Source organism: Flavobacterium noncentrifugens, from assembly GCF_900100375.1.
Classification (GTDB): domain Bacteria; phylum Bacteroidota; class Bacteroidia; order Flavobacteriales; family Flavobacteriaceae; genus Flavobacterium; species Flavobacterium noncentrifugens.
In genome coordinates this window covers 176309-194449 of sequence record NZ_FNEZ01000002.1, presented here as the reverse complement: position 1 = coordinate 194449, position 18141 = coordinate 176309, and the positions used below count along the sequence as shown (strand labels likewise).

The window sequence follows — 18141 nt, the reverse complement described above, 5'->3', positions numbered from 1 at the left end:
TTATCCTAAAATAGCGTGTGATTTAGAATTTTACTTGCCGTGTAAAAAAAAACTTAAGATTACGCGTTATTTAAAGACAGTACATTATTGTCATTTTGATTTGATATTTTCTATGAATTGGTCGAACAAATAAGTCGAATCGTGCGGGCCCGGACTGGCTTCGGGATGGTATTGCACCGAAAAGCAGTTTTTGGATTTCATGCGCATGCCAGCGACCGTTTCGTCGTTGATGTGCAGGTGCGTGATCTCGAAATCGGGATGCGCCATGAGTTCTTCTTTGTTGACGGCAAACCCGTGGTTTTGGGACGTGATTTCGCCTTCGCCTGTCAAAACATTTTTTACGGGATGGTTGATGCCGCGGTGTCCGTTGAACATTTTATAAGTCGAAATCCCGTTGGCGAGGCCGATAATCTGATGGCCGAGACAAATTCCAAAAACCGGATCGTTATTTTCCAATATTTTTTTGGCCGTTTCCTGCGCGACCAAAAGCGGCTCGGGATCGCCGGGTCCGTTTGAAAGGAAAAAACCATCGGGATTGAAGGTTTTCATTTCTTCGTAAGTCGCGTCGTATGGAAATACTTTGATGTAGCAGTCGCGTTTGGCGAGGTTTCTTAAAATGTTTTTTTTGATGCCGAGGTCTAAAGCTGCAATTTTGTAAGTAGCGCTTGCTTCTCCGATGAAATACGGCTCTTTGGTGGATACTTTCGAAGACAGTTCCAAACCTTTCATGTCGGGAACTTTTGCAAGTTCGGATTTTAATTCTTCTATGGATTTTCCGTCTGTGGAAATGATGGCATTCATCGCGCCGTTGTCACGGATGTAACTTACGAGGGCGCGCGTATCAACGTCTGAGATGCAGATTAAATTTTGCTTTCGGAAATAATCCTCGAGGTTTTCTGACGAATTCGCTCTCGAATGGTTGAAGCTGAAATTCTTGCAGACGAGTCCAGAGATCATGATCTTGTCGGCTTCGATGTCCTGGTCGTTGACGCCGTAATTGCCGATGTGGGCGTTTGTGGCCACCATGATCTGGCCGAAATAAGATGGATCGGTAAAGATTTCCTGGTAGCCGGTCATTCCGGTGTTGAAGCAGACTTCGCCGAAAGTGGTTCCGGATATTCCGATGGATTTGCCGTAGAAAATGGTGCCGTCGCTGAGTAATAAAATGGCTTTTTGTCGTGTGGTGTGTTTCATTTTTGGTGTGCGTAGTTATGCTTAGTTGTTGGGTGCAAATTTAGTTGTTTTTTGTTGTAGTTAAAACTTAAGTTTTCAAGTTCGGTTTTTTTGAACCATTAAGGTCATTAAGCAGCTCGCTTGAATTTATTGTGGAAATAACTGTTCCGGTTTAGCCCCGATTGCAGCGGCATCCTTTTGTGCAATGCAATGGAACAAAAGATAGAGCGAAAAGCGGGACAAGTGCTTCTTTTGGATGCTGTTGTTTGTGCTTCTGATTCCTCACTTCGTTTCGGAATGACAAAGAAGCATTGGGACGACAAAAAAAAAGGATAAACTACTAAAAGTTTATCCTTGATTTGTATCGAATAGTGAATTTCATTATTCAGCTGCTTCGGTGTTTTCAGTTTCTGTAGCAGGTGCTTCAGGTGCTTTGGCTTCAGGAGCGGCTTCAACAGCAGCTTCTTTTTTAGTAGCTTTACCACCACGACGGCTTTTTGCTTTTTTCACTTCTTTTTTGCCACCGTTGTACAATTCGTTGAAATCTACAAGCTCGATCATCGCCATGTCAGCGTTATCTCCCAAACGGTTTCCCACTTTGATGATACGTGTGTAACCACCCGGGCGATCTCCTACTTTAGCTGCTACATCACGGAACAAGTCTGTTACTGCATATTTGCTTCTAAGGTAAGCGAAAACGATACGACGGTTATGGGTTGTATCTTCTTTTGATTTTGTAATAAGCGGCTCAACGAATTGTTTAAGTGCTTTTGCTTTAGCAACAGTAGTGTTGATGCGTTTGTGCTCGATTAGAGAACAAGCCATATTCGCAAGCATTGCTGCTCTGTGACCTTTCTGTCTGCTTAAGTGGTTGAATTTTTTTCCGTGTCTCATGACGTGTATTTGTTAACTTCATCTTGCATCGATCCGCTCTGGAGCGCAAAATATGAAGTAATTTATTCTTTATCTAATTTGTATTTTGCCAAGTCCATTCCGAAAGTCAGGTTCTTTACTGCAACGAGTTCGTCAAGTTCAGTTAAAGATTTCTTACCGAAGTTACGGAACTTCATCAGGTCATTTTTATTGAATGATACTAAATCACCAAGGGTATCAACTTCTGCCGCTTTCAAACAATTTAATGCTCTTACAGAAAGGTCCATATCGACAAGTTTGGTTTTAAGCAATTGTCTCATGTGCAATGACTCTTCGTCATAAGATTCTGTTTGAGCGATTTCGTCAGCCTCAAGCGTGATTCTTTCGTCAGAGAATAACATGAAGTGGTGGATCAAAACTTTTGCAGCTTCGGTTAAAGCGTCTTTAGGGTTGATAGAACCATCTGTCTTGATTTCGAAAACTAATTTTTCGTAATCTGTTTTCTGCTCTACACGGAAGTTTTCGATCGCGTATTTCACGTTTTTCACTGGTGTGAAAATAGAATCCGTAAAGATCGTTCCGATAGCGGCATTTTGTTTTTTATTCTCTTCTGCAGGCACATACCCACGACCTTTTTCGATAGTTAATTCGAAGTTCAGTTTGATTTTCGGATCTAAATTACAGATTACCAATTCTGGGTTTAACACCTGGAAACCTGAAATAAATTTTTGAAAATCACCTGCAGTCAATTGGTCTTTACCAGTAACAGAAATCGTAACTGATTCGTTATCAACGTCTTCAATCTGGCGTTTGAAACGGACTTGTTTCAAATTAAGGATGATTTCTGTAACGTCTTCAACAACACCTGAAATAGTAGAAAATTCGTGGTCTACACCTTCAATTCTGACAGACGTAATTGCATATCCTTCTAAAGCGGAAAGCAAAACTCTTCTAAGTGCATTACCAACGGTCAATCCGTAGCCAGGTTCTAAAGGGCGAAATTCGAATTTCCCTTCAAAATCTGTTGAATCGATCATGATAACTTTATCGGGCTTCTGAAAATTAAATATTGCCATAATTTCGACTAAGTCAATTATTATTTGTTGTACAATTCGACGATAAGTTGTTCTTTGATGTTTTCCGGGATCTGCAATCTTGCAGGAACAGAAACGAATGTACCTTCTTTAAGGTCATTGTTCCATGTAATCCACTCATAAACATGACTTGAATTAGATAGTGAACGCTCAATAGCTTCCACTGATTTAGATTTTTCACGAACAGCCACTTTGTCGCCGGCTTTTAAATGGTAAGATGGAATGTTTACCAACTCTCCATTTACTGTAATGTGACGGTGAGAAACGATTTGACGCGCTGCTCTACGAGTAGGTGCAATACCCATTCTGTAAACCACGTTGTCTAATCTTGCCTCACACAACTGGATCAAAACTTCACCAGTTACTCCACGTGCAGCAGATGCTTTTTCGAATAGCCCACGGAATTGTTTTTCAAGGATTCCGTAAGTGTATTTCGCTTTTTGCTTTTCCATTAGCTGGACAGCGTATTCTGATTTTTTACCTCTTTTTTTCGCCTGTCCGTGTTGTCCAGGTGGGTAATTTCTTTTATCGAAAGATTTGTCATCTCCGAAGATCGCTTCACCGAATTTACGGGCGATTCTTGTACTTGGACCAGTATATCTTGCCATTTTAAATTGTTTTGGGTCAGAGATTGTGAATTCAGGTCAAATCCTTCGACAATCTGGGTCTGTCCCGGGTTATACTTACTTATTGTAAAATTAAACTCTACGTCTTTTTGGAGGACGACATCCATTGTGCGGCATTGGGGTAACGTCGATGATCTCTGTTACTTCAATTCCTGAGTTATGTACCGAACGGATGGCAGACTCACGTCCGTTTCCTGGTCCTTTTACATAAACTTTCACTTTTTTCAGTCCAGCCTCTAACGCTACTTTACTGCAATCTTCTGCTGCCATTTGAGCTGCATACGGAGTGTTCTTTTTAGAACCTCTGAAACCCATTTTACCTGCTGAAGACCAAGAAATAACTTCACCTTTTTTGTTAGTCAAAGAAATGATGATGTTATTGAAAGTCGCACTAATATGAGCTTCACCCGTTGATTCAACGATAACTTTACGTTTTTTTGCTGTTGCTTTAGCCATATTATTTATTATTTAGTTGCTTTTTTCTTGTTAGCAACAGTTTTGCGTTTACCTTTTCTTGTTCTGGAATTGTTTTTCGTTCTTTGTCCTCTTAACGGAAGACCAGATCTGTGACGGATTCCTCTGTAACATCCGATGTCCATTAAACGTTTGATGTTCAATGAAACTTCTGAACGCAACTCACCTTCAATTTTGTAAAATGAAACGGCCTCACGGATTGCTCCGATCTGGTCATCATTCCAATCCTGAACTTTGATATCTTCGCTTACACCGGCTTTTGCCAATACTTCTACAGCTCTGCTTCTACCTACTCCGAAGATGTATGTTAAAGCGATAACTCCTCTTTTGTTTTTTGGGATATCTACCCCTGCTATTCTTGCCATAATTATCCTTGTCTTTGTTTAAATCTAGGATTCTTTTTGTTGATTACGTATAATCTGCCTTTTCTGCGTACAATCTTGCACTCGGCACTTCTTTTCTTAACTGATGCTCTTACTTTCATCTTAGTATTTATTAATATCTATAAGTAATTCTTGCTTTTGACAGATCGTAAGGGCTCATTTCCAGTTTCACTTTATCACCAGGTAATAATTTGATGTAATGCATACGCATCTTTCCTGAAATGTGGGCAATTACTATATGTCCGTTTTCTAATTCTACTCGGAACATCGCATTGGACAATGCCTCAATGATCGATCCGTCTTGTTCTATTGCTGATTGTTTAGCCATAAAATTAAGCTACTGCTTTTCTGTTTTTACCACTTTTCATCAAACCGTCGTAATGTTTGTTTAATAAGTAAGAATTGATTTGCTGGATGGTATCGATAGCGACACCTACCATAATGATCAACGACGTACCACCAAAAAACATTGCCCATGATTGCTGAACATCCATAACACTTACAACAATTGCCGGGAACACAGCGATTAGCGCAAGAAATAAGGAACCAGGGAAAGTAATTAAAGACATCACTTTGTCAAGGTAGTCAGAAGTTTCTACTCCTGGACGGATGCCCGGGATGAAACCACCGCTTCTTTTGAGATCATCGGCCATTTTGTTGGTTGGAACCGTAATTGCGGTATAGAAGAATGTAAACACTACGATTAAAGTAGCGAATACAAAGTTATACCAGAATCCAAACATATTGCTAAAAGCGCCTGCGATCGTTTGTGATGCTTCAGATTGTGACAAACCGGCGAGTGCAGCAGGAATGAACATGATTGCCTGGGCAAAGATGATCGGCATTACCCCAGAAGCGTTAAGCTTCAACGGAATCCACTGTCTGTTTCCTCCGAATGCGTCCTGTTCGAAATCACCTGTAGTCGTACGACGGGCGTACTGTACCGGGATTTTTCTTACCGCCATAACAAGCAACACACAAGCAATAATCACCAAAAGCCAGATAATGATCTCGATCACCAATAACATTGGCCCACCGTTATTATTTGTAACCCTTGTTGTAAATTCCTGAATGAAAGCCTGAGGTAGTCTTGCAAGGATTCCCACCATAATTAAAAGTGAGATTCCGTTTCCAATCCCTTTGTCAGTGATTTTCTCTCCAAGCCACATTGCGAAAATGGTACCTGTAACGAGAATCACTACAGAAGAAAACAAGAATGAGAAAGAATCAAATCCTAAGAGGAAAGCACTGTTTGGCAATGTTCTGTACAAGTTGTAGATGTAACCAGGACCTTGTACCAATGTGATTGCAATGGTCAACCAACGTGTAATCTGGTTGATTTTCTTTCTGCCGCTTTCTCCATCTTTTTGCAGTTTCTGAAGGTAAGGAATCGCAATTCCCATCAACTGAACCACAATCGAAGCCGAGATGTAAGGCATAATACCCAAAGCAAAAACAGAAGCTTTTGAAAAAGATCCACCTGTAAACATATCCAGGATCGAGCCAATACCGTTTTTAGTCTGACCCGCTAAACTTGCTAACTGCGTTGCATCGATTCCCGGAAGGGTTACGTGTGCACCGAATCGGTAAACCAAAAGAAGCAATAACGTGAACGTAATGCGGTTTTTTAATTCCTCGATTTTCCAAACATTAGCTAATGATTCAAAAAATTTCTTCATCTTAATAGAAAAATTATAATGTTACAGCTTCTCCACCGGCAGCTTCAATAGCTGCTTTTGCAGTCGCAGTAAATTTGTGAGCGGTTACCTTTAATTTTGCTTTCAATTCGCCACGACCTAAGATCTTAACGATTTCATTTTTGGTAGCCAAACGGTTTGCTACGTAAGTTGTCATATCGACAGCATCCGTTACAATTCCGTTATCCACCAACAACTGAAGCGTATCAAGGTTAACACCTTCATAATCTTTACGGTTGATGTTCGTGAAACCAAACTTAGGCACACGTCTTTGAAGCGGCATTTGCCCACCTTCAAAACCAATCTTTTTAGAATAACCAGAACGCGATTTCGCTCCTTTGTGTCCTCTTGCAGAAGTACCACCTTTACCGGAACCTTCACCACGGCCTAATCTTTTATTCTGATTGTGCGTAGAACCTTCAGCAGGTTGTAAGTTACTTAAATTCATCACTTGTATTTGTTATTTAGCTTCTTCTACAGAAACCAAGTGTTTAACTTTGTTTATCATCCCAAGGATAGCAGGATTTGACTCATGCTCGACAACTTGTCCCATTTTACGGAGACCTAAAGCTTCAAGTCCTCTTTTTTGTGTAAGCGGACAGTTGATTTTGCTTCTTACTTGTTTTACTAATAATTTAGCCATAATTTCCTGTTATTAACCTTTAAAAACTTTCTCTAAAGAAACACCTCTTTGTTTTGCAACAGTATAAGCGCTTCTCATTTGCAGCAAAGCATCGAAAGTTGCTTTTACCACGTTGTGAGGGTTAGACGATCCTTGTGATTTTGACAATACGTCGTGAATTCCTACTGATTCAAGAACCGAACGAACAGCTCCACCAGCGATAACTCCTGTACCATGAGACGCAGGAATTAAGAATACACGTGCACCACCAAATTTTCCTTTTTGTTCGTGAGGAACAGATTGTCCGCTCAAAGGAATCTTTACAAGATTTTTCTTGGCATCTTCCACCGCTTTTGCGATTGCTTCAGAAACGTCTTTAGATTTCCCTAAACCGTGACCCACTACTCCATTTTCATCACCTACGACTACAATTGCAGAAAAACCGAAAGCTCTACCACCTTTTGTAACTTTAGTAACACGATTGACACTTACCAGACGGTCTTTTAATTCAAGACCACTAGGCTTTACCAACTCTACGTTTTTGTATTTACTATTAGACATATTATTAGAATTTAAGCCCAGCCGCTCTCGCGCCTTCTGCTAATGATTGAATACGGCCGTGGTATAAGTAACCGCCTCTGTCGAAGGTTACTGCTTCCAAACCGGCTTTTAATGCTTTTTCAGCGATCAGTTTTCCAACTGCAGTTGCTGTTTCTACATTAGTACCTTTACTTACTTCTTTTTCTCTCGAAGATGCAGCTAATAAAGTTACTCCATTCACATCATCAATTAGTTGTGCGTAGATCTCTTTATTACTTCTAAAAACAGAAAGTCTTGGTTTAGCAGCAGTTCCGCTAACGATCTTTCTGATTCTGAATTTAATTCTCTGTCTTCTCTCAGATTTTGTTAATGACATAATCTTACTATTTTTTAAGCGGATTTACCGGCTTTTCTTCTTAATACTTCTCCTACGAATTTAACACCTTTTCCTTTGTATGGTTCTGGTCTGCGGAAACCTCTGATTTTCGCAGCAACAGCTCCTAAAAGTTGTTTGTCAAATGATGTTAATTTCACGATTGGATTCTTACCTTTTTCAGAAATCGTTTCCAGAACTACTTCCGGAGCCACTTCTAAAACAATATTGTGAGAAAACCCAAGAGCCAAATCTAATTTCTGACCTTGGTTTGAAGCTCTGTAACCTACTCCAACCAATTCAAGTTCTTTAGTAAAACCTGTTGACACCCCTACGATCATGTTGTTGATCAAAGACCTGTATAAACCGTGTTTTGCTCTTTGGTCTTTATGATCCGAAGATCTTTCCACCTGAACCTGATTTCCATCAACCGTCACAGTTACATCAGAATATTCCTGAGTAAGCTGACCTAATTTTCCTTTTACTGTAATCAAATTGTCGGCAACTGAAACAGTTACGCCTTCAAGTATTGTTACGGGATTTTTTCCTATTCTTGACATCTCTTAATAGTTTATTAGTATACGTAACAAATTACTTCACCACCAACGTTAAGTTGTTTGGCTTGTTTTCCTGTCATCAAACCTTTTGAAGTGGAAACAATTGCAATTCCCAATCCGTTAAGGATACGTGGAATTGTCGAAGAACCTGAATACTTACGTAGACCTGGTTTACTAATTCTTTGGATATCTTTGATTACAGGCTCTTTAGTATCTTTGTCATACTTCAAAGCGATTTTGATAGAACCCTGCACAGCATTGTCCTCAAATTTGTAACTCAGGATGTACCCTTGGTCGAATAAAATCTTGGTGATTTCTTTCTTCATGTTAGAAGCAGGAATTTCAACCACTTTATGGTTGGCAGCCACTGCATTTCTAACCCTTGTTAAATAATCCGCGATTGGATCTGTATACATAATTATGGATTTGCGGAAACGGTTTTCGGCATAAAGTAATTTTATGCCGAACCTGTAACCAATTTATACAATTTAATTTGTTAAAGTTTGAGATTTATTCATATAAGAAGTAATTTCTTACAATTAAAATATCAAATTTAAACTTTTTTACCAGCTGGCTTTCTTCACACCTGGGATCAAACCGTTGTTTGCCATCTCACGGAATGTAACACGTGAAATACCAAACTGACGCATGTAACCTCTTGGTCTGCCTGTTAATTTGCAACGATTGTGCATACGAACCGGAGAAGCGTTTTTCGGTAATTTTTGCAAACCTACGAAATCTCCAGCTTCTAACAAAGCTTTTCTTTTCTCAGCATATTTTGCTACCGTTTTTTCTCTTTTCACCTCACGGGCTTTCATTGATTCTTTAGCCATGTCTTAGTTCTTTTTAAAAGGTAAACCCAATTCAGTTAATAATGACTTCGCTTCCTGATCTGTTTTTGCAGTCGTAACAAAAGTGATGTCCATTCCGGAGATTTTGTTCACTTTGTCAATATCAATTTCAGGGAAAATGATTTGTTCCAAAACACCAAGGTTGTAGTTTCCTCTTCCGTCAAAACCTGTAGCTTTGATTCCAGAGAAATCTCTAACACGTGGCAAAGCTGAAGTAATCAAACGGTCTAAGAATTCGTACATTCTTTCGCCACGCAATGTTACTTTAGCACCAATCGGCATTCCCTTTCTCAATTTGAACGACGCAACGTCTTTCTTAGAGATTGTAGAAATTGCTTTTTGACCAGTGATCTTTGTCAACTCATCTACAGCATAATCAATTAATTTCTTATCTGATACTGCTGCACCAACTCCTTTACTCAAAACGATTTTCTCCAATTTTGGAACCTGCATTACGTTTTTGTAACCGAATTCTTCTTTAAGTGCAGAAACGACTCTGCCCTTATATTCTTCTTTTAGTCTAGGTGTATATGCCATCACTATAGTACTTGATTAGATTTTTTTGAAAATCTTACTTTCTTATCTCCTTCCGTTTTCACACCAACTCTTGTTGTTTCTTTTGACTTAGGGTCAATCAACGAGATGTTTGAAATGTGAATAGGAGCTTCTTTCTTAACGATTCCGCCTTGTGGGCTTTTAGCACTTGGTTTCGTATGTTTCGATACCATGTTTACGCCTTCAACGACCGCTTTGTTTTTCTCTTTGTATACGCGTAAAACTTTACCTTCAGCACCTTTATGGTCGCCTGCGATCACTCTTACTACGTCACCTGATTTTATTTTTAGCTTTATCATCTTGCAAATAATTAAAGCACTTCTGGTGCTAATGATACAATTTTCATGAATTGTTTTTCACGAAGTTCTCTTGCAACCGGACCAAAAACACGTGTTCCTCTCATTTCGCCAGCCGCGTTCAAAAGAACACAGGCATTGTCGTCGAAACGGATGTAAGAACCATCGGCTCTTCTCACTTCTTTTTTGGTACGTACAACAACTGCAGTTGAAACAGCTCCTTTTTTAACGCTTCCGTTAGGTGCTGCATCTTTGATTGAAACTACAATTTTATCTCCAACAGAGGCATAACGACGTTTCGTTCCTCCAAGCACACGAATAGTCAAAACTTCTTTTGCTCCCGTGTTGTCTGCTACTTTTAATCTTGATTCCTGTTGTACCATAATTACTTAGCTCTTTCAATGATTTCAACTAATCTCCAACATTTGGTTTTTGACAAGGGACGTGTCTCAGAGATACGTACGGTGTCACCGATGTTGCAGTCGTTTGTTTCGTCGTGTGCGTGATACTTTTTAGTTTTCAACACGAACTTACCGTATAACGGGTGTTTTACTCTAGTTACCTGCGCCACAACAATAGACTTGTCCATTTTGTTAGAGGTTACTACACCTATTCTTTCTTTTCTTAAATTTCTTTTATCTTCCATTTTAGCAGAATCCATTATTGTAATTCTCTTTTGCTGATCTCTGTTGCGATTCTCGCTACGGCTCTCCTTACAGTTCTGATCTGTAATGGATTCTCGATTGGAGAAAGGGAATGAGCCATTTTCAGGTCATTGTACGTTTTCTGAGTCTGGCTCAGTTTTTCCTGCAACTCTGCTACAGAAAGATCTTTTATTTCTGATTGTTTCATAATAAATATAAATTATGCTTCGAAATCTCTAGCAACGACGAATTTAGTTTTCACCGGAAGTTTTTGGGCTGCAAGACGCAAGGCCTCTTTTGCAACTGACAAAGGAACTCCTCCAACTTCAAACATAATTCTCCCTGGTTTAACAACAGCAGCCCAATATTCAACGGCTCCTTTACCTTTACCCATACGTACCTCAAGAGGTTTTTTGGTGATAGGCTTGTCTGGGAAAATTTTGATCCATAATTGACCCTCTCTTTTCATGAAACGTGTTGCAGCAATACGTGCAGCTTCAATTTGACGAGACGTCAAAAACATACCATCTTCGTGTACAGATTTGATTCCGAACATTCCGTTAGAAAGTTCATGCCCTCTTTGAGAGTTCCCTTTCATCTTACCTTTTTGTACTTTTCGGTATTTTGTTCTTTTAGGTTGTAACATTTTTCTTTACTTTAAAAAGTTTACTTTCTTTTACGGTCTCCACCAGGGCGATCTCCACCAGGTTTTCTGTCTTTGTTGAAAGGTTTGCGGTCTCCTCTTGGAGCATCGCCACCTTTACCACCACCGCCAGTTCCGGATTGTTTTTTATCCATTCCTACAAGTGGAGAAAGATCTCTCTTTCCGTAAACTTCACCTTTCATGATCCACACTTTGATACCCATTCTACCGTAAGTAGTGTGAGCTTCAGCAAGTGCGTAATCAATATCGGCTCTGAAAGTTGATAGAGGAATACGTCCTTCTTTGAAACCTTCTGAACGCGCCATCTCAGCACCATTCAAACGACCAGAGATCAAAACTTTGATACCTTCTGCGTTCATACGCATCGAGGCAGCAATAGCCATTTTGATTGCTCTTCTGTAAGAAATACGGCTTTCGATCTGACGTGCAATGCTAGTCGCAACTAGATAAGCATCAAGCTCAGGTCTTTTGATTTCAAAGATGTTGATTTGAACCTCTTTGTCGGTAACTTTCTTAAGTTCTTCTTTCAACTTGTCTACCTCTTGTCCGCCTTTTCCGATAATGATACCAGGTCTTGCAGTAGTGATAGTAACGGTTACAAGTTTTAAAGTTCTCTCGATAATTACTTTCGATACACTAGCTTTTGATAAACGGGCGTGGATGTACTTTCTGATTTTATAATCTTCGGCGATTTTGTCACCGTAATCATTTCCACCATACCAGTTAGAATCCCAACCTCTGATGATCCCAAGTCTGTTTCCAATTGGATTTGTCTTTTGTCCCATCTTAATTAATTGCTTTGTGTGTTATTGTTATCTCCAAGCACGATTGTTACGTGGTTAGAACGTTTTCTGATTCTGTGTGCGCGACCTTGTGGAGCCGGACGAAGTCTTTTCAACATCATTCCGCCGTCTACTCTGATCTCTTTAACAAATAAGCCTGCTTCAGAAACATTTCCATCGGCATTTTTCTGCTCCCAATTGTTGATTGCAGACAATACCAATTTCTCTAATTTTCTTGAAGCTTCTTTTGAGCTGAATCTTAAAATATTCAAAGCTCTTTCCACTTTCTGACCTCTTACCAAGTCTGCTACTAAACGCATTTTTCTAGGTGAAGTAGGGCAGTTATTCAACTTTGCGAAAGCAATCTGCTTGTTAGCTTCTTTGATGCCTTCTGCTCTTTCTCTTTTACGAACTCCCATTGCTTCTTATTTTTTACCTTTATTTTTTGCTCCAGCGTGACCTCTAAAAGATCTTGTTGGTGAAAATTCTCCTAATTTGTGACCTACCATGTTTTCTGTTACGTAAACCGGTACAAACTGACGACCATTGTGAACTGCGATAGTTTGTCCAACAAAATCCGGAGTAATCATAGAAGCGCGAGACCAAGTCTTTACTACTCCTTTATTACCTTTCTCGATATTTTCCTGAACTTTTTTATCTAATTTATAGTGAACAAAAGGTCCTTTTTTTAATGAACGTGCCATGTCTATCTAATTATTTCTTTCTACGTTCTACAATATACTTGTTGCTCGGGTTCACTTTAGAACGAGTTCTATAACCTTTTGCCGGAATACCTTTTCTTGAACGTGGATGTCCACCTGAAGAACGGCCTTCACCACCACCCATCGGGTGATCAACAGGGTTCATTGCAACTGGTCTTGTTCTAGGTCTTCTTCCTAACCATCTTGTTCTACCTGCTTTACCAGATACGATCAATTGGTGATCTGAATTAGAAACTGCTCCAATAGTAGCCGAACAAGTCAACAAGATCAATCTTGTTTCTCCAGAAGGCATTTTGATAGTAGCATATTTTCCGTCTCTTGCCATTAACTGTGCGAATGTTCCGGCAGAACGAGCAATAACAGCTCCTTGTCCTGGACGCAATTCGATACAAGAGATTACGGTTCCCAATGGGATTTTACTCAATGGTAAAGTGTTACCAATTTCTGGTTGAGAGTCAGCACCAGAAACTAATTTCTGACCAACCTGCAATCCGTTTTGAGCAATTACATACGTTTTCTCACCATCTGCATACCACAGAAGCGCGATGAACGCTGTACGATTCGGGTCATACTCGATTGATTTCACTGTAGCCGGAATTCCGTCTTTAGTTCTTTTGAAATCGATGATACGATACCTTTGTTTGTGACCACCACCCGTATAACGCATGGTCATCTTTCCTTGACTATTTCTACCTCCAGAGTTTTTTATCGGCGCTATCAAAGAGCGTTCCGGCTTATCAGTTGTAATAGCGTCAAAACTATTCACAACTCTAAATCGCTGACCCGGGGTAATAGGTTTTAATTTTCTAACTGACATGTTTCTGCCTTGATTTAGATATTATTATAGAAATCTATTGTTTCTCCTGCTTGTACTTGTACAATCGCTTTTTTGTAAGCGTTAGACTTTCCACTGATCAAACCACTTTTAGTGTATTTAGTTGTTCTGTCCGGTCTTACGTTCATCGTATTGACAGAAACAATCGTTACTCCGTAAGCAGCTTCAACAGCTTTCTTAATTTGTACTTTGTTTGCTTTTTTGTCAACCACGAATCCGAAACGGTTTAAAACTTCACTTTCTTTGGTTACTTTTTCAGTTACTATAGGTTTAATTATGATGCTCATATTCCTATTATTTGCTTAAATTTTCTTCAATTCCTTCTAAAGAACCTTCCAAAAGCACTAAATTATTAGCGTTAAGAATGGCGTAAGTACTTAATTCTGAGCTACTTACAACGTTAGAAGCTTTTAAATTGCGTGAGGACAAATATACATTTTTATTTGAATCACCCAACACGAATAATGATTTTTTATTCTCTAACCCCAAAGCTTTCAAAACATTAATGAAGTTTTTAGTGTTTGGTGCGTCGAATTGAAAATCCTCAAGCACGATGATATTGGACTCTTTTGCTTTGATTGAAAAAGCTGATTTTCTTGCCAAACGTTTCAAGCTTTTGTTCAATTTGAACGAGTAGCTTCTTGGTCTTGGTCCGAAAACAGTACCTCCACCTTTAAACAAAGGGTTCTTTGCACTACCGGCACGGGCTGTACCTGTACCTTTTTGTTTTTTGATCTTACGTGTAGATCCCGCAACTTCAGCTCTTTCCTTAGCTTTGTGCGTACCTTGTCTTTGGTTGGCCAAATACTGCTTTACATCTAAGTAAACCGCGTGGTTGTTTGGCTCGATTCCAAATACTGAATCAGATAGAGTGATCGATCTGCCAGTTTCTTTTCCGGTGCTATTTAAAACTTTTACTTCCATTACTTCTGAATGATTACATAAGAGTTATTGTGTCCAGGAACGCATCCTTTTACCAAAAGCAGGTTCTTTTCAGCCACTACTTTTAAAACTCTAAGGTTTTGTACTTTTACATTATCTCCACCCATTCTTCCAGCCATGCGCATTCCTTTGAATACACGTGACGGATAAGATGAAGCTCCTACCGAACCCGGTGCTCTTAAACGGTTGTGCTGACCATGAGTCGCTTGTCCAACACCACCAAAACCGTGACGTTTAACAACACCCTGGAAACCTTTACCTTTAGATACACCTTGTACATCTACAAATTCTCCTTCTGCAAATACAGACACATCAATGATGTCTCCTAATTTTTGCTCAGTTGCGAAATCTTGGAATTCAACGACTTTTTTCTTAGCAACAGTTCCCGCTTTTTTGAAGTGACCTACGGCCGCTTGCGTGGAGTGTTTCTCGTTTTTGTCATCGAAACCAAGTTGCAACGCTTCGTACCCGTCAACACCTTTGGTTCTGACTTGGGTAACAACGCATGGACCAGCTTCAATCACGGTACAAGGAATATTTTTCCCGTTCTCGTCAAAGATGCTTGTCATGCCGATTTTTCTACCAATTAACCCAGACATAAATATTAATTAATGATTACTAAAATTCCCTTCAATTTGAAAACAACAGAAGTTTCCAAACAGGGAGTGCAAAAGTATATATTAAAATTGGATATTCCAAACCCAAAAAAGAATTAAATGGCTGATTATTACATTCTAACGAAAAACCAAACATTTTCAAAGATTACAGCTACCAATAAAACAGCTCGTTTCTTTAATAAGAATAAAATATTCCAGCAATAGAAAACCATTCGGAAACCGCATTATTAAAGGCTTTACAATAAAATTCGTTTAGAGATATTTTTCGGAAAACTCAATTGCAAACAATAAAAAAAGCGAAACATTTCTGTCTCGCTTTTTTGTACAAAATATGATAAAATCACACTTTAATTTCTACTTCTACACCGCTAGGCAATTCCAATTTCATCAACGCATCAATCGTTTTTGATGATGAAGAGTAAATGTCGATCAATCGCTTGTATGACATGACTTCGAATTGCTCACGTGCTTTTTTGTTTACGTGCGGAGAACGCAATACGGTAAACAATTTTTTGTGCGTTGGCAACGGAATCGGGCCAGTAACCACAGCTCCGGTGCTTTTTACAGTTTTTACGATTTTCTCTGCTGATTTATCTACCAGCATGTGATCGTAAGATTTCAATTTTATTCTGATTTTTTGACTCATTTTCTTTTAGAATTAGGCGTTACCTTTTGCTTTTTTGATTACCGCTTCAGATATGTTTGAAGGTGTTTCAGCATAGTGAGAGAACTCCATGGTTGAAGTGGCTCTACCTGATGACAATGTTCTTAATGTAGTTACATATCCGAACATTTCAGACAATGGCACATCCGCTTTAATCGTTTTAGCACCGTTTCTGTCTCCCATATCATTCACCTGTCCGCGACGACGGTTGATGTCACCAACGATATCTCCCATGTTTTCTTCCGGTGTAATCACTTCCATTTTCATGATTGGCTCAAGGATGATCGCTCCAGCAGCTTTAGCAACTTCTCTGTAACCCATTCTTGCTGCGAGCTCAAAAGAGAGTGCGTCAGAATCGACCGGGTGGAAAGATCCGTCCAATAAAGTTACTTTCAAACTATCCACTTGGTAACCAGCTAATGGCCCAAGTTTCATCGCTTCTCTGAAACCTTTTTCTACAGATGGAATGTATTCCTTAGGAACGTTACCACCTTTTACTGCATTGACAAACTGCAATCCTACAGGAACTTTACCGTCAACTTCATCTGCTGGCTCCAGTCTAAATACGATATCACCGAATTTACCACGACCACCTGATTGTTTTTTGTAAGTTTCTCTGTGCTGTGCAGATTTTGTAAAAGCTTCTTTGTATTCAACCTGCGGCTCACCTTGGTTTACCTCTACTTTGAATTCACGTTTCATACGGTCTACAAGGATGTCTAAGTGCAACTCACCCATACCTGAAATGATCGTTTGACCTGAAGCTTCGTCAGTTCTAACCGTAAATGTTGGATCTTCTTCAGCCAATTTAGCCAAAGCCATACCCATTTTATCAACGTCTGCTTTTGTTTTTGGTTCGATAGCGATACCAATTACCGGCGCAGGGAATTTCATTGATTCAAGGATAATCGGGTGTTTTTCATCACACAATGTATCTCCTGTTTTGATATCTTTAAATCCAACAGCCGCTCCAATATCACCAGCCTCGATATAATCAATTGGGTTTTGTTTGTTTGCGTGCATCTGGTAGATACGGGAAATTCTTTCTTTGTTTCCAGAACGCGTGTTCAATACGTAAGAACCTGCATCAAGACGACCTGAATAAGCACGGAAGAAAGCCAAACGACCTACGAATGGGTCAGTAGCAATTTTAAATGCCAAAGCAGCGAACGGCTCTTTAACGTCTGGTTTACGTAAGATTTTTGTCTGGTCTTCTTCCAACAATTCAGCATCATCAGGATGAATTCCTTCGATACCTTCTTTGTCCATTGGAGAAGGCAAATATTTACAAACCGCGTCCAACATAAATTGAACTCCTTTGTTTTTAAATGAAGATCCGGCGATCATCGGGATGATAGCCATATCCATGGTTGCAGCCCTAAGCGCTACGTTGATCTCTTCTTCTGTAATAGAATCCGGATCTTCCATGTATTTGTCAAGCAGGTTTTCGTCGTAATCGGCAACAGCTTCAATAAGGATGTCTCTGTATTCTTTCACTTCTGCAAGCATGTCTTCAGGAATCGGCACAATATCGAATGTAGCCCCTAAAGTTTCGTCATGCCAAATGATCGCTTGGTTTTTAACCAAATCCACAACCCCTTTGAAATCATTTTCTTCACCAATTGGCAAAGTGATCGCAACAGCGTTTGATTTTAGCATGTCTCTAACTTGCTGGCATACGCCTAAAAAGTTAGAACCCTGACGGTCCATTTTGTTTACGAATCCCATACGTGGCACTCTGTACTGATCTGCAAGTCTCCAGTTGGTTTCTGATTGTGGCTCAACACCATCAACTGCAGAAAACAAGAAAACAAGACCATCAAGTACACGAAGTGAACGGTTTACCTCTACGGTAAAATCTACGTGTCCGGGAGTATCGATAATGTTAAAGTGGTAAGGAAGCGTGTTTGGCAAAACTTTACCTTGCTCTGTTGGAAAATTCCACTCACAAGTTGTTGCAGCCGAAGTAATGGTAATACCACGCTCCTGCTCCTGTGCCATCCAGTCCATTGTTGCAGCACCATCATGTACTTCACCAATTTTGTGTGATTTACCAGTATAAAAAAGGATGCGCTCTGTTGTTGTCGTTTTACCGGCATCAATGTGAGCAGCGATTCCAATGTTTCTTGTATATTTTAAATCTCTTGCCATTTCTTA

Annotated in this window: 31 protein-coding genes; all 31 read right to left on the bottom strand. The window is 39.6% G+C overall.

Features of this window, described 5'->3' with window-relative positions; all coding sequences use genetic code 11:
• Positions 1–90: 90 nt before the first annotated feature.
• Complete coding sequence (carA, locus tag BLS32_RS05555; protein WP_091392743.1) at positions 91–1194, bottom strand: glutamine-hydrolyzing carbamoyl-phosphate synthase small subunit; 1104 nt, start codon at positions 1192–1194, stop codon at positions 91–93.
• A 360-nt stretch (positions 1195–1554) separates the two neighbouring features.
• The gene (gene rplQ, locus BLS32_RS05550) at positions 1555–2067 is read right to left on the bottom strand and encodes a 50S ribosomal protein L17 (RefSeq protein WP_091392741.1); all 513 of its coding nucleotides are present in this window, start codon (positions 2065–2067) and stop codon (positions 1555–1557) included.
• 62 nt (positions 2068–2129) lie between these two features.
• Entirely contained in the window at positions 2130–3122 is a 993-nt protein-coding gene (locus BLS32_RS05545; RefSeq protein ID WP_091392740.1) for a DNA-directed RNA polymerase subunit alpha, read from the bottom strand.
• 20 nt (positions 3123–3142) lie between these two features.
• A complete protein-coding gene (rpsD, locus tag BLS32_RS05540) occupies positions 3143–3748 on the bottom strand; it encodes a 30S ribosomal protein S4 (RefSeq protein ID WP_091392738.1) in 606 nt (201 codons plus the stop codon).
• A gap of 90 nt (positions 3749–3838) precedes the next feature.
• Complete coding sequence (rpsK, locus tag BLS32_RS05535) at positions 3839–4222, bottom strand: 30S ribosomal protein S11 (protein WP_091392736.1); 384 nt, start codon at positions 4220–4222, stop codon at positions 3839–3841.
• 8 nt (positions 4223–4230) lie between these two features.
• Positions 4231–4605 carry a 30S ribosomal protein S13 gene (gene rpsM / locus BLS32_RS05530; RefSeq protein ID WP_091392734.1) on the bottom strand — a complete coding sequence of 125 codons (375 nt, stop codon included), beginning with the start codon at positions 4603–4605 and terminating at the stop codon, positions 4231–4233.
• 2 nt (positions 4606–4607) lie between these two features.
• Complete coding sequence (gene ykgO, locus BLS32_RS05525) at positions 4608–4724, bottom strand: type B 50S ribosomal protein L36 (RefSeq protein ID WP_073370549.1); 117 nt, start codon at positions 4722–4724, stop codon at positions 4608–4610.
• A gap of 11 nt (positions 4725–4735) precedes the next feature.
• On the bottom strand, positions 4736–4951 hold the full coding sequence (gene infA, locus BLS32_RS05520) for a translation initiation factor IF-1 (protein WP_007136545.1): 216 nt from the start codon (positions 4949–4951) through the stop codon (positions 4736–4738).
• A gap of 4 nt (positions 4952–4955) precedes the next feature.
• Positions 4956–6302 carry a preprotein translocase subunit SecY gene (gene secY, locus BLS32_RS05515; RefSeq protein WP_091392731.1) on the bottom strand — a complete coding sequence of 449 codons (1347 nt, stop codon included), beginning with the start codon at positions 6300–6302 and terminating at the stop codon, positions 4956–4958.
• Between the two features lie 13 nt (positions 6303–6315).
• Positions 6316–6768: a 50S ribosomal protein L15 gene (gene rplO / locus BLS32_RS05510; RefSeq protein WP_091392729.1), complete on the bottom strand. Its 453-nt coding sequence runs from the start codon at positions 6766–6768 to the stop codon at positions 6316–6318.
• A gap of 12 nt (positions 6769–6780) precedes the next feature.
• Positions 6781–6963 carry a 50S ribosomal protein L30 gene (gene rpmD, locus BLS32_RS05505; protein ID WP_035637325.1) on the bottom strand — a complete coding sequence of 61 codons (183 nt, stop codon included), beginning with the start codon at positions 6961–6963 and terminating at the stop codon, positions 6781–6783.
• A gap of 12 nt (positions 6964–6975) precedes the next feature.
• On the bottom strand, positions 6976–7503 hold the full coding sequence (rpsE, locus tag BLS32_RS05500) for a 30S ribosomal protein S5 (protein WP_091392727.1): 528 nt from the start codon (positions 7501–7503) through the stop codon (positions 6976–6978).
• A gap of 4 nt (positions 7504–7507) precedes the next feature.
• Positions 7508–7858: a 50S ribosomal protein L18 gene (gene rplR / locus BLS32_RS05495; RefSeq protein WP_091392725.1), complete on the bottom strand. Its 351-nt coding sequence runs from the start codon at positions 7856–7858 to the stop codon at positions 7508–7510.
• 14 nt (positions 7859–7872) lie between these two features.
• Complete coding sequence (rplF, locus tag BLS32_RS05490; RefSeq protein ID WP_091392723.1) at positions 7873–8415, bottom strand: 50S ribosomal protein L6; 543 nt, start codon at positions 8413–8415, stop codon at positions 7873–7875.
• Between the two features lie 14 nt (positions 8416–8429).
• The gene (gene rpsH / locus BLS32_RS05485; protein WP_091392722.1) at positions 8430–8828 is read right to left on the bottom strand and encodes a 30S ribosomal protein S8; all 399 of its coding nucleotides are present in this window, start codon (positions 8826–8828) and stop codon (positions 8430–8432) included.
• 147 nt (positions 8829–8975) lie between these two features.
• Positions 8976–9245, bottom strand: a complete 270-nt coding sequence (gene rpsN / locus BLS32_RS05480; protein ID WP_091392720.1) for a 30S ribosomal protein S14 — start codon at positions 9243–9245, stop codon at positions 8976–8978.
• A gap of 3 nt (positions 9246–9248) precedes the next feature.
• The gene (gene rplE, locus BLS32_RS05475) at positions 9249–9800 is read right to left on the bottom strand and encodes a 50S ribosomal protein L5 (RefSeq protein ID WP_091392718.1); all 552 of its coding nucleotides are present in this window, start codon (positions 9798–9800) and stop codon (positions 9249–9251) included.
• Positions 9801–9802: 2 nt separating this feature from the next.
• The gene (gene rplX / locus BLS32_RS05470) at positions 9803–10117 is read right to left on the bottom strand and encodes a 50S ribosomal protein L24 (RefSeq protein WP_091392716.1); all 315 of its coding nucleotides are present in this window, start codon (positions 10115–10117) and stop codon (positions 9803–9805) included.
• A gap of 11 nt (positions 10118–10128) precedes the next feature.
• Positions 10129–10497 carry a 50S ribosomal protein L14 gene (gene rplN / locus BLS32_RS05465; RefSeq protein ID WP_091392714.1) on the bottom strand — a complete coding sequence of 123 codons (369 nt, stop codon included), beginning with the start codon at positions 10495–10497 and terminating at the stop codon, positions 10129–10131.
• A 2-nt stretch (positions 10498–10499) separates the two neighbouring features.
• Positions 10500–10760, bottom strand: a complete 261-nt coding sequence (rpsQ, locus tag BLS32_RS05460; protein WP_091394599.1) for a 30S ribosomal protein S17 — start codon at positions 10758–10760, stop codon at positions 10500–10502.
• A 14-nt stretch (positions 10761–10774) separates the two neighbouring features.
• Positions 10775–10966, bottom strand: coding sequence for a 50S ribosomal protein L29 (rpmC, locus tag BLS32_RS05455; RefSeq protein ID WP_091392712.1), 192 nt, complete (start codon positions 10964–10966; stop codon positions 10775–10777).
• Positions 10967–10978: 12 nt separating this feature from the next.
• The gene (rplP, locus tag BLS32_RS05450) at positions 10979–11404 is read right to left on the bottom strand and encodes a 50S ribosomal protein L16 (protein WP_007803637.1); all 426 of its coding nucleotides are present in this window, start codon (positions 11402–11404) and stop codon (positions 10979–10981) included.
• Positions 11405–11424: 20 nt separating this feature from the next.
• Positions 11425–12207, bottom strand: coding sequence for a 30S ribosomal protein S3 (gene rpsC / locus BLS32_RS05445; protein ID WP_091392711.1), 783 nt, complete (start codon positions 12205–12207; stop codon positions 11425–11427).
• A gap of 5 nt (positions 12208–12212) precedes the next feature.
• The gene (gene rplV / locus BLS32_RS05440) at positions 12213–12623 is read right to left on the bottom strand and encodes a 50S ribosomal protein L22 (protein ID WP_091392709.1); all 411 of its coding nucleotides are present in this window, start codon (positions 12621–12623) and stop codon (positions 12213–12215) included.
• A gap of 6 nt (positions 12624–12629) precedes the next feature.
• Complete coding sequence (rpsS, locus tag BLS32_RS05435; protein WP_014085019.1) at positions 12630–12908, bottom strand: 30S ribosomal protein S19; 279 nt, start codon at positions 12906–12908, stop codon at positions 12630–12632.
• 10 nt (positions 12909–12918) lie between these two features.
• Positions 12919–13743, bottom strand: coding sequence for a 50S ribosomal protein L2 (gene rplB / locus BLS32_RS05430; protein ID WP_091392707.1), 825 nt, complete (start codon positions 13741–13743; stop codon positions 12919–12921).
• 14 nt (positions 13744–13757) lie between these two features.
• A complete protein-coding gene (gene rplW / locus BLS32_RS05425; protein ID WP_091392705.1) occupies positions 13758–14048 on the bottom strand; it encodes a 50S ribosomal protein L23 in 291 nt (96 codons plus the stop codon).
• A 7-nt stretch (positions 14049–14055) separates the two neighbouring features.
• Positions 14056–14685: a 50S ribosomal protein L4 gene (rplD, locus tag BLS32_RS05420; protein ID WP_091392703.1), complete on the bottom strand. Its 630-nt coding sequence runs from the start codon at positions 14683–14685 to the stop codon at positions 14056–14058.
• Positions 14685–15302 (bottom strand): 50S ribosomal protein L3, encoded by a 618-nt coding sequence (gene rplC, locus BLS32_RS05415; protein WP_091392701.1) that lies wholly within the window; start codon positions 15300–15302, stop codon positions 14685–14687. Before rplC ends, rplD begins: the two co-directional genes overlap by 1 nt.
• A gap of 358 nt (positions 15303–15660) precedes the next feature.
• Positions 15661–15966, bottom strand: a complete 306-nt coding sequence (gene rpsJ, locus BLS32_RS05410) for a 30S ribosomal protein S10 (RefSeq protein ID WP_011963470.1) — start codon at positions 15964–15966, stop codon at positions 15661–15663.
• Positions 15967–15978: 12 nt separating this feature from the next.
• Positions 15979–18135, bottom strand: a complete 2157-nt coding sequence (gene fusA / locus BLS32_RS05405) for an elongation factor G (protein ID WP_091392700.1) — start codon at positions 18133–18135, stop codon at positions 15979–15981.
• Positions 18136–18141: the final 6 nt, after the last annotated feature.

Bases quoted from the DNA above. Each gene is read 5' to 3' on its own strand.
- rpsQ (WP_091394599.1), bottom strand. From the start codon at position 10,760: ATGGAAGATAAAAGAAATTTAAGAAAAGAAAGAATAGGTGTAGTAACC.
- rplE (WP_091392718.1), bottom strand. From the start codon at position 9,800: ATGGCATATACACCTAGACTAAAAGAAGAATATAAGGGCAGAGTCGTT.
- rplN (WP_091392714.1), bottom strand. From the start codon at position 10,497: ATGGTACAACAGGAATCAAGATTAAAAGTAGCAGACAACACGGGAGCA.
- rpmD (WP_035637325.1), bottom strand. From the start codon at position 6,963: ATGGCTAAATTATTAGTAAAACAAGTAAGAAGCAAAATCAACTGTCCG.
- rpsM (WP_091392734.1), bottom strand. From the start codon at position 4,605: ATGGCAAGAATAGCAGGGGTAGATATCCCAAAAAACAAAAGAGGAGTT.
- rpsC (WP_091392711.1), bottom strand. From the start codon at position 12,207: ATGGGACAAAAGACAAATCCAATTGGAAACAGACTTGGGATCATCAGA.
- rpsJ (WP_011963470.1), bottom strand. From the start codon at position 15,966: ATGAGTCAAAAAATCAGAATAAAATTGAAATCTTACGATCACATGCTG.
- rpmC (WP_091392712.1), bottom strand. From the start codon at position 10,966: ATGAAACAATCAGAAATAAAAGATCTTTCTGTAGCAGAGTTGCAGGAA.
- infA (WP_007136545.1), bottom strand. From the start codon at position 4,951: ATGGCTAAACAATCAGCAATAGAACAAGACGGATCGATCATTGAGGCA.
- rpsH (WP_091392722.1), bottom strand. From the start codon at position 8,828: ATGTATACAGATCCAATCGCGGATTATTTAACAAGGGTTAGAAATGCA.
- rplW (WP_091392705.1), bottom strand. From the start codon at position 14,048: ATGAGCATCATAATTAAACCTATAGTAACTGAAAAAGTAACCAAAGAA.
- rplR (WP_091392725.1), bottom strand. From the start codon at position 7,858: ATGTCATTAACAAAATCTGAGAGAAGACAGAGAATTAAATTCAGAATC.
- rplX (WP_091392716.1), bottom strand. From the start codon at position 10,117: ATGATAAAGCTAAAAATAAAATCAGGTGACGTAGTAAGAGTGATCGCA.
- rpsE (WP_091392727.1), bottom strand. From the start codon at position 7,503: ATGTCTAATAGTAAATACAAAAACGTAGAGTTGGTAAAGCCTAGTGGT.
- rplP (WP_007803637.1), bottom strand. From the start codon at position 11,404: ATGTTACAACCTAAAAGAACAAAATACCGAAAAGTACAAAAAGGTAAG.
- secY (WP_091392731.1), bottom strand. From the start codon at position 6,302: ATGAAGAAATTTTTTGAATCATTAGCTAATGTTTGGAAAATCGAGGAA.
- rpsN (WP_091392720.1), bottom strand. From the start codon at position 9,245: ATGGCTAAAGAATCAATGAAAGCCCGTGAGGTGAAAAGAGAAAAAACG.
- rplB (WP_091392707.1), bottom strand. From the start codon at position 13,743: ATGTCAGTTAGAAAATTAAAACCTATTACCCCGGGTCAGCGATTTAGA.
- rplF (WP_091392723.1), bottom strand. From the start codon at position 8,415: ATGTCAAGAATAGGAAAAAATCCCGTAACAATACTTGAAGGCGTAACT.
- rpsK (WP_091392736.1), bottom strand. From the start codon at position 4,222: ATGGCTAAAGCAACAGCAAAAAAACGTAAAGTTATCGTTGAATCAACG.
- rpsS (WP_014085019.1), bottom strand. From the start codon at position 12,908: ATGGCACGTTCATTAAAAAAAGGACCTTTTGTTCACTATAAATTAGAT.
- rpsD (WP_091392738.1), bottom strand. From the start codon at position 3,748: ATGGCAAGATATACTGGTCCAAGTACAAGAATCGCCCGTAAATTCGGT.
- carA (WP_091392743.1), bottom strand. From the start codon at position 1,194: ATGAAACACACCACACGACAAAAAGCCATTTTATTACTCAGCGACGGC.
- rplD (WP_091392703.1), bottom strand. From the start codon at position 14,685: ATGGAAGTAAAAGTTTTAAATAGCACCGGAAAAGAAACTGGCAGATCG.
- BLS32_RS05545 (WP_091392740.1), bottom strand. From the start codon at position 3,122: ATGGCAATATTTAATTTTCAGAAGCCCGATAAAGTTATCATGATCGAT.
- ykgO (WP_073370549.1), bottom strand. From the start codon at position 4,724: ATGAAAGTAAGAGCATCAGTTAAGAAAAGAAGTGCCGAGTGCAAGATT.
- rplQ (WP_091392741.1), bottom strand. From the start codon at position 2,067: ATGAGACACGGAAAAAAATTCAACCACTTAAGCAGACAGAAAGGTCAC.
- fusA (WP_091392700.1), bottom strand. From the start codon at position 18,135: ATGGCAAGAGATTTAAAATATACAAGAAACATTGGAATCGCTGCTCAC.
- rplV (WP_091392709.1), bottom strand. From the start codon at position 12,623: ATGGGAGTTCGTAAAAGAGAAAGAGCAGAAGGCATCAAAGAAGCTAAC.
- rplC (WP_091392701.1), bottom strand. From the start codon at position 15,302: ATGTCTGGGTTAATTGGTAGAAAAATCGGCATGACAAGCATCTTTGAC.
- rplO (WP_091392729.1), bottom strand. From the start codon at position 6,768: ATGAATTTAAGTAACTTACAACCTGCTGAAGGTTCTACGCACAATCAG.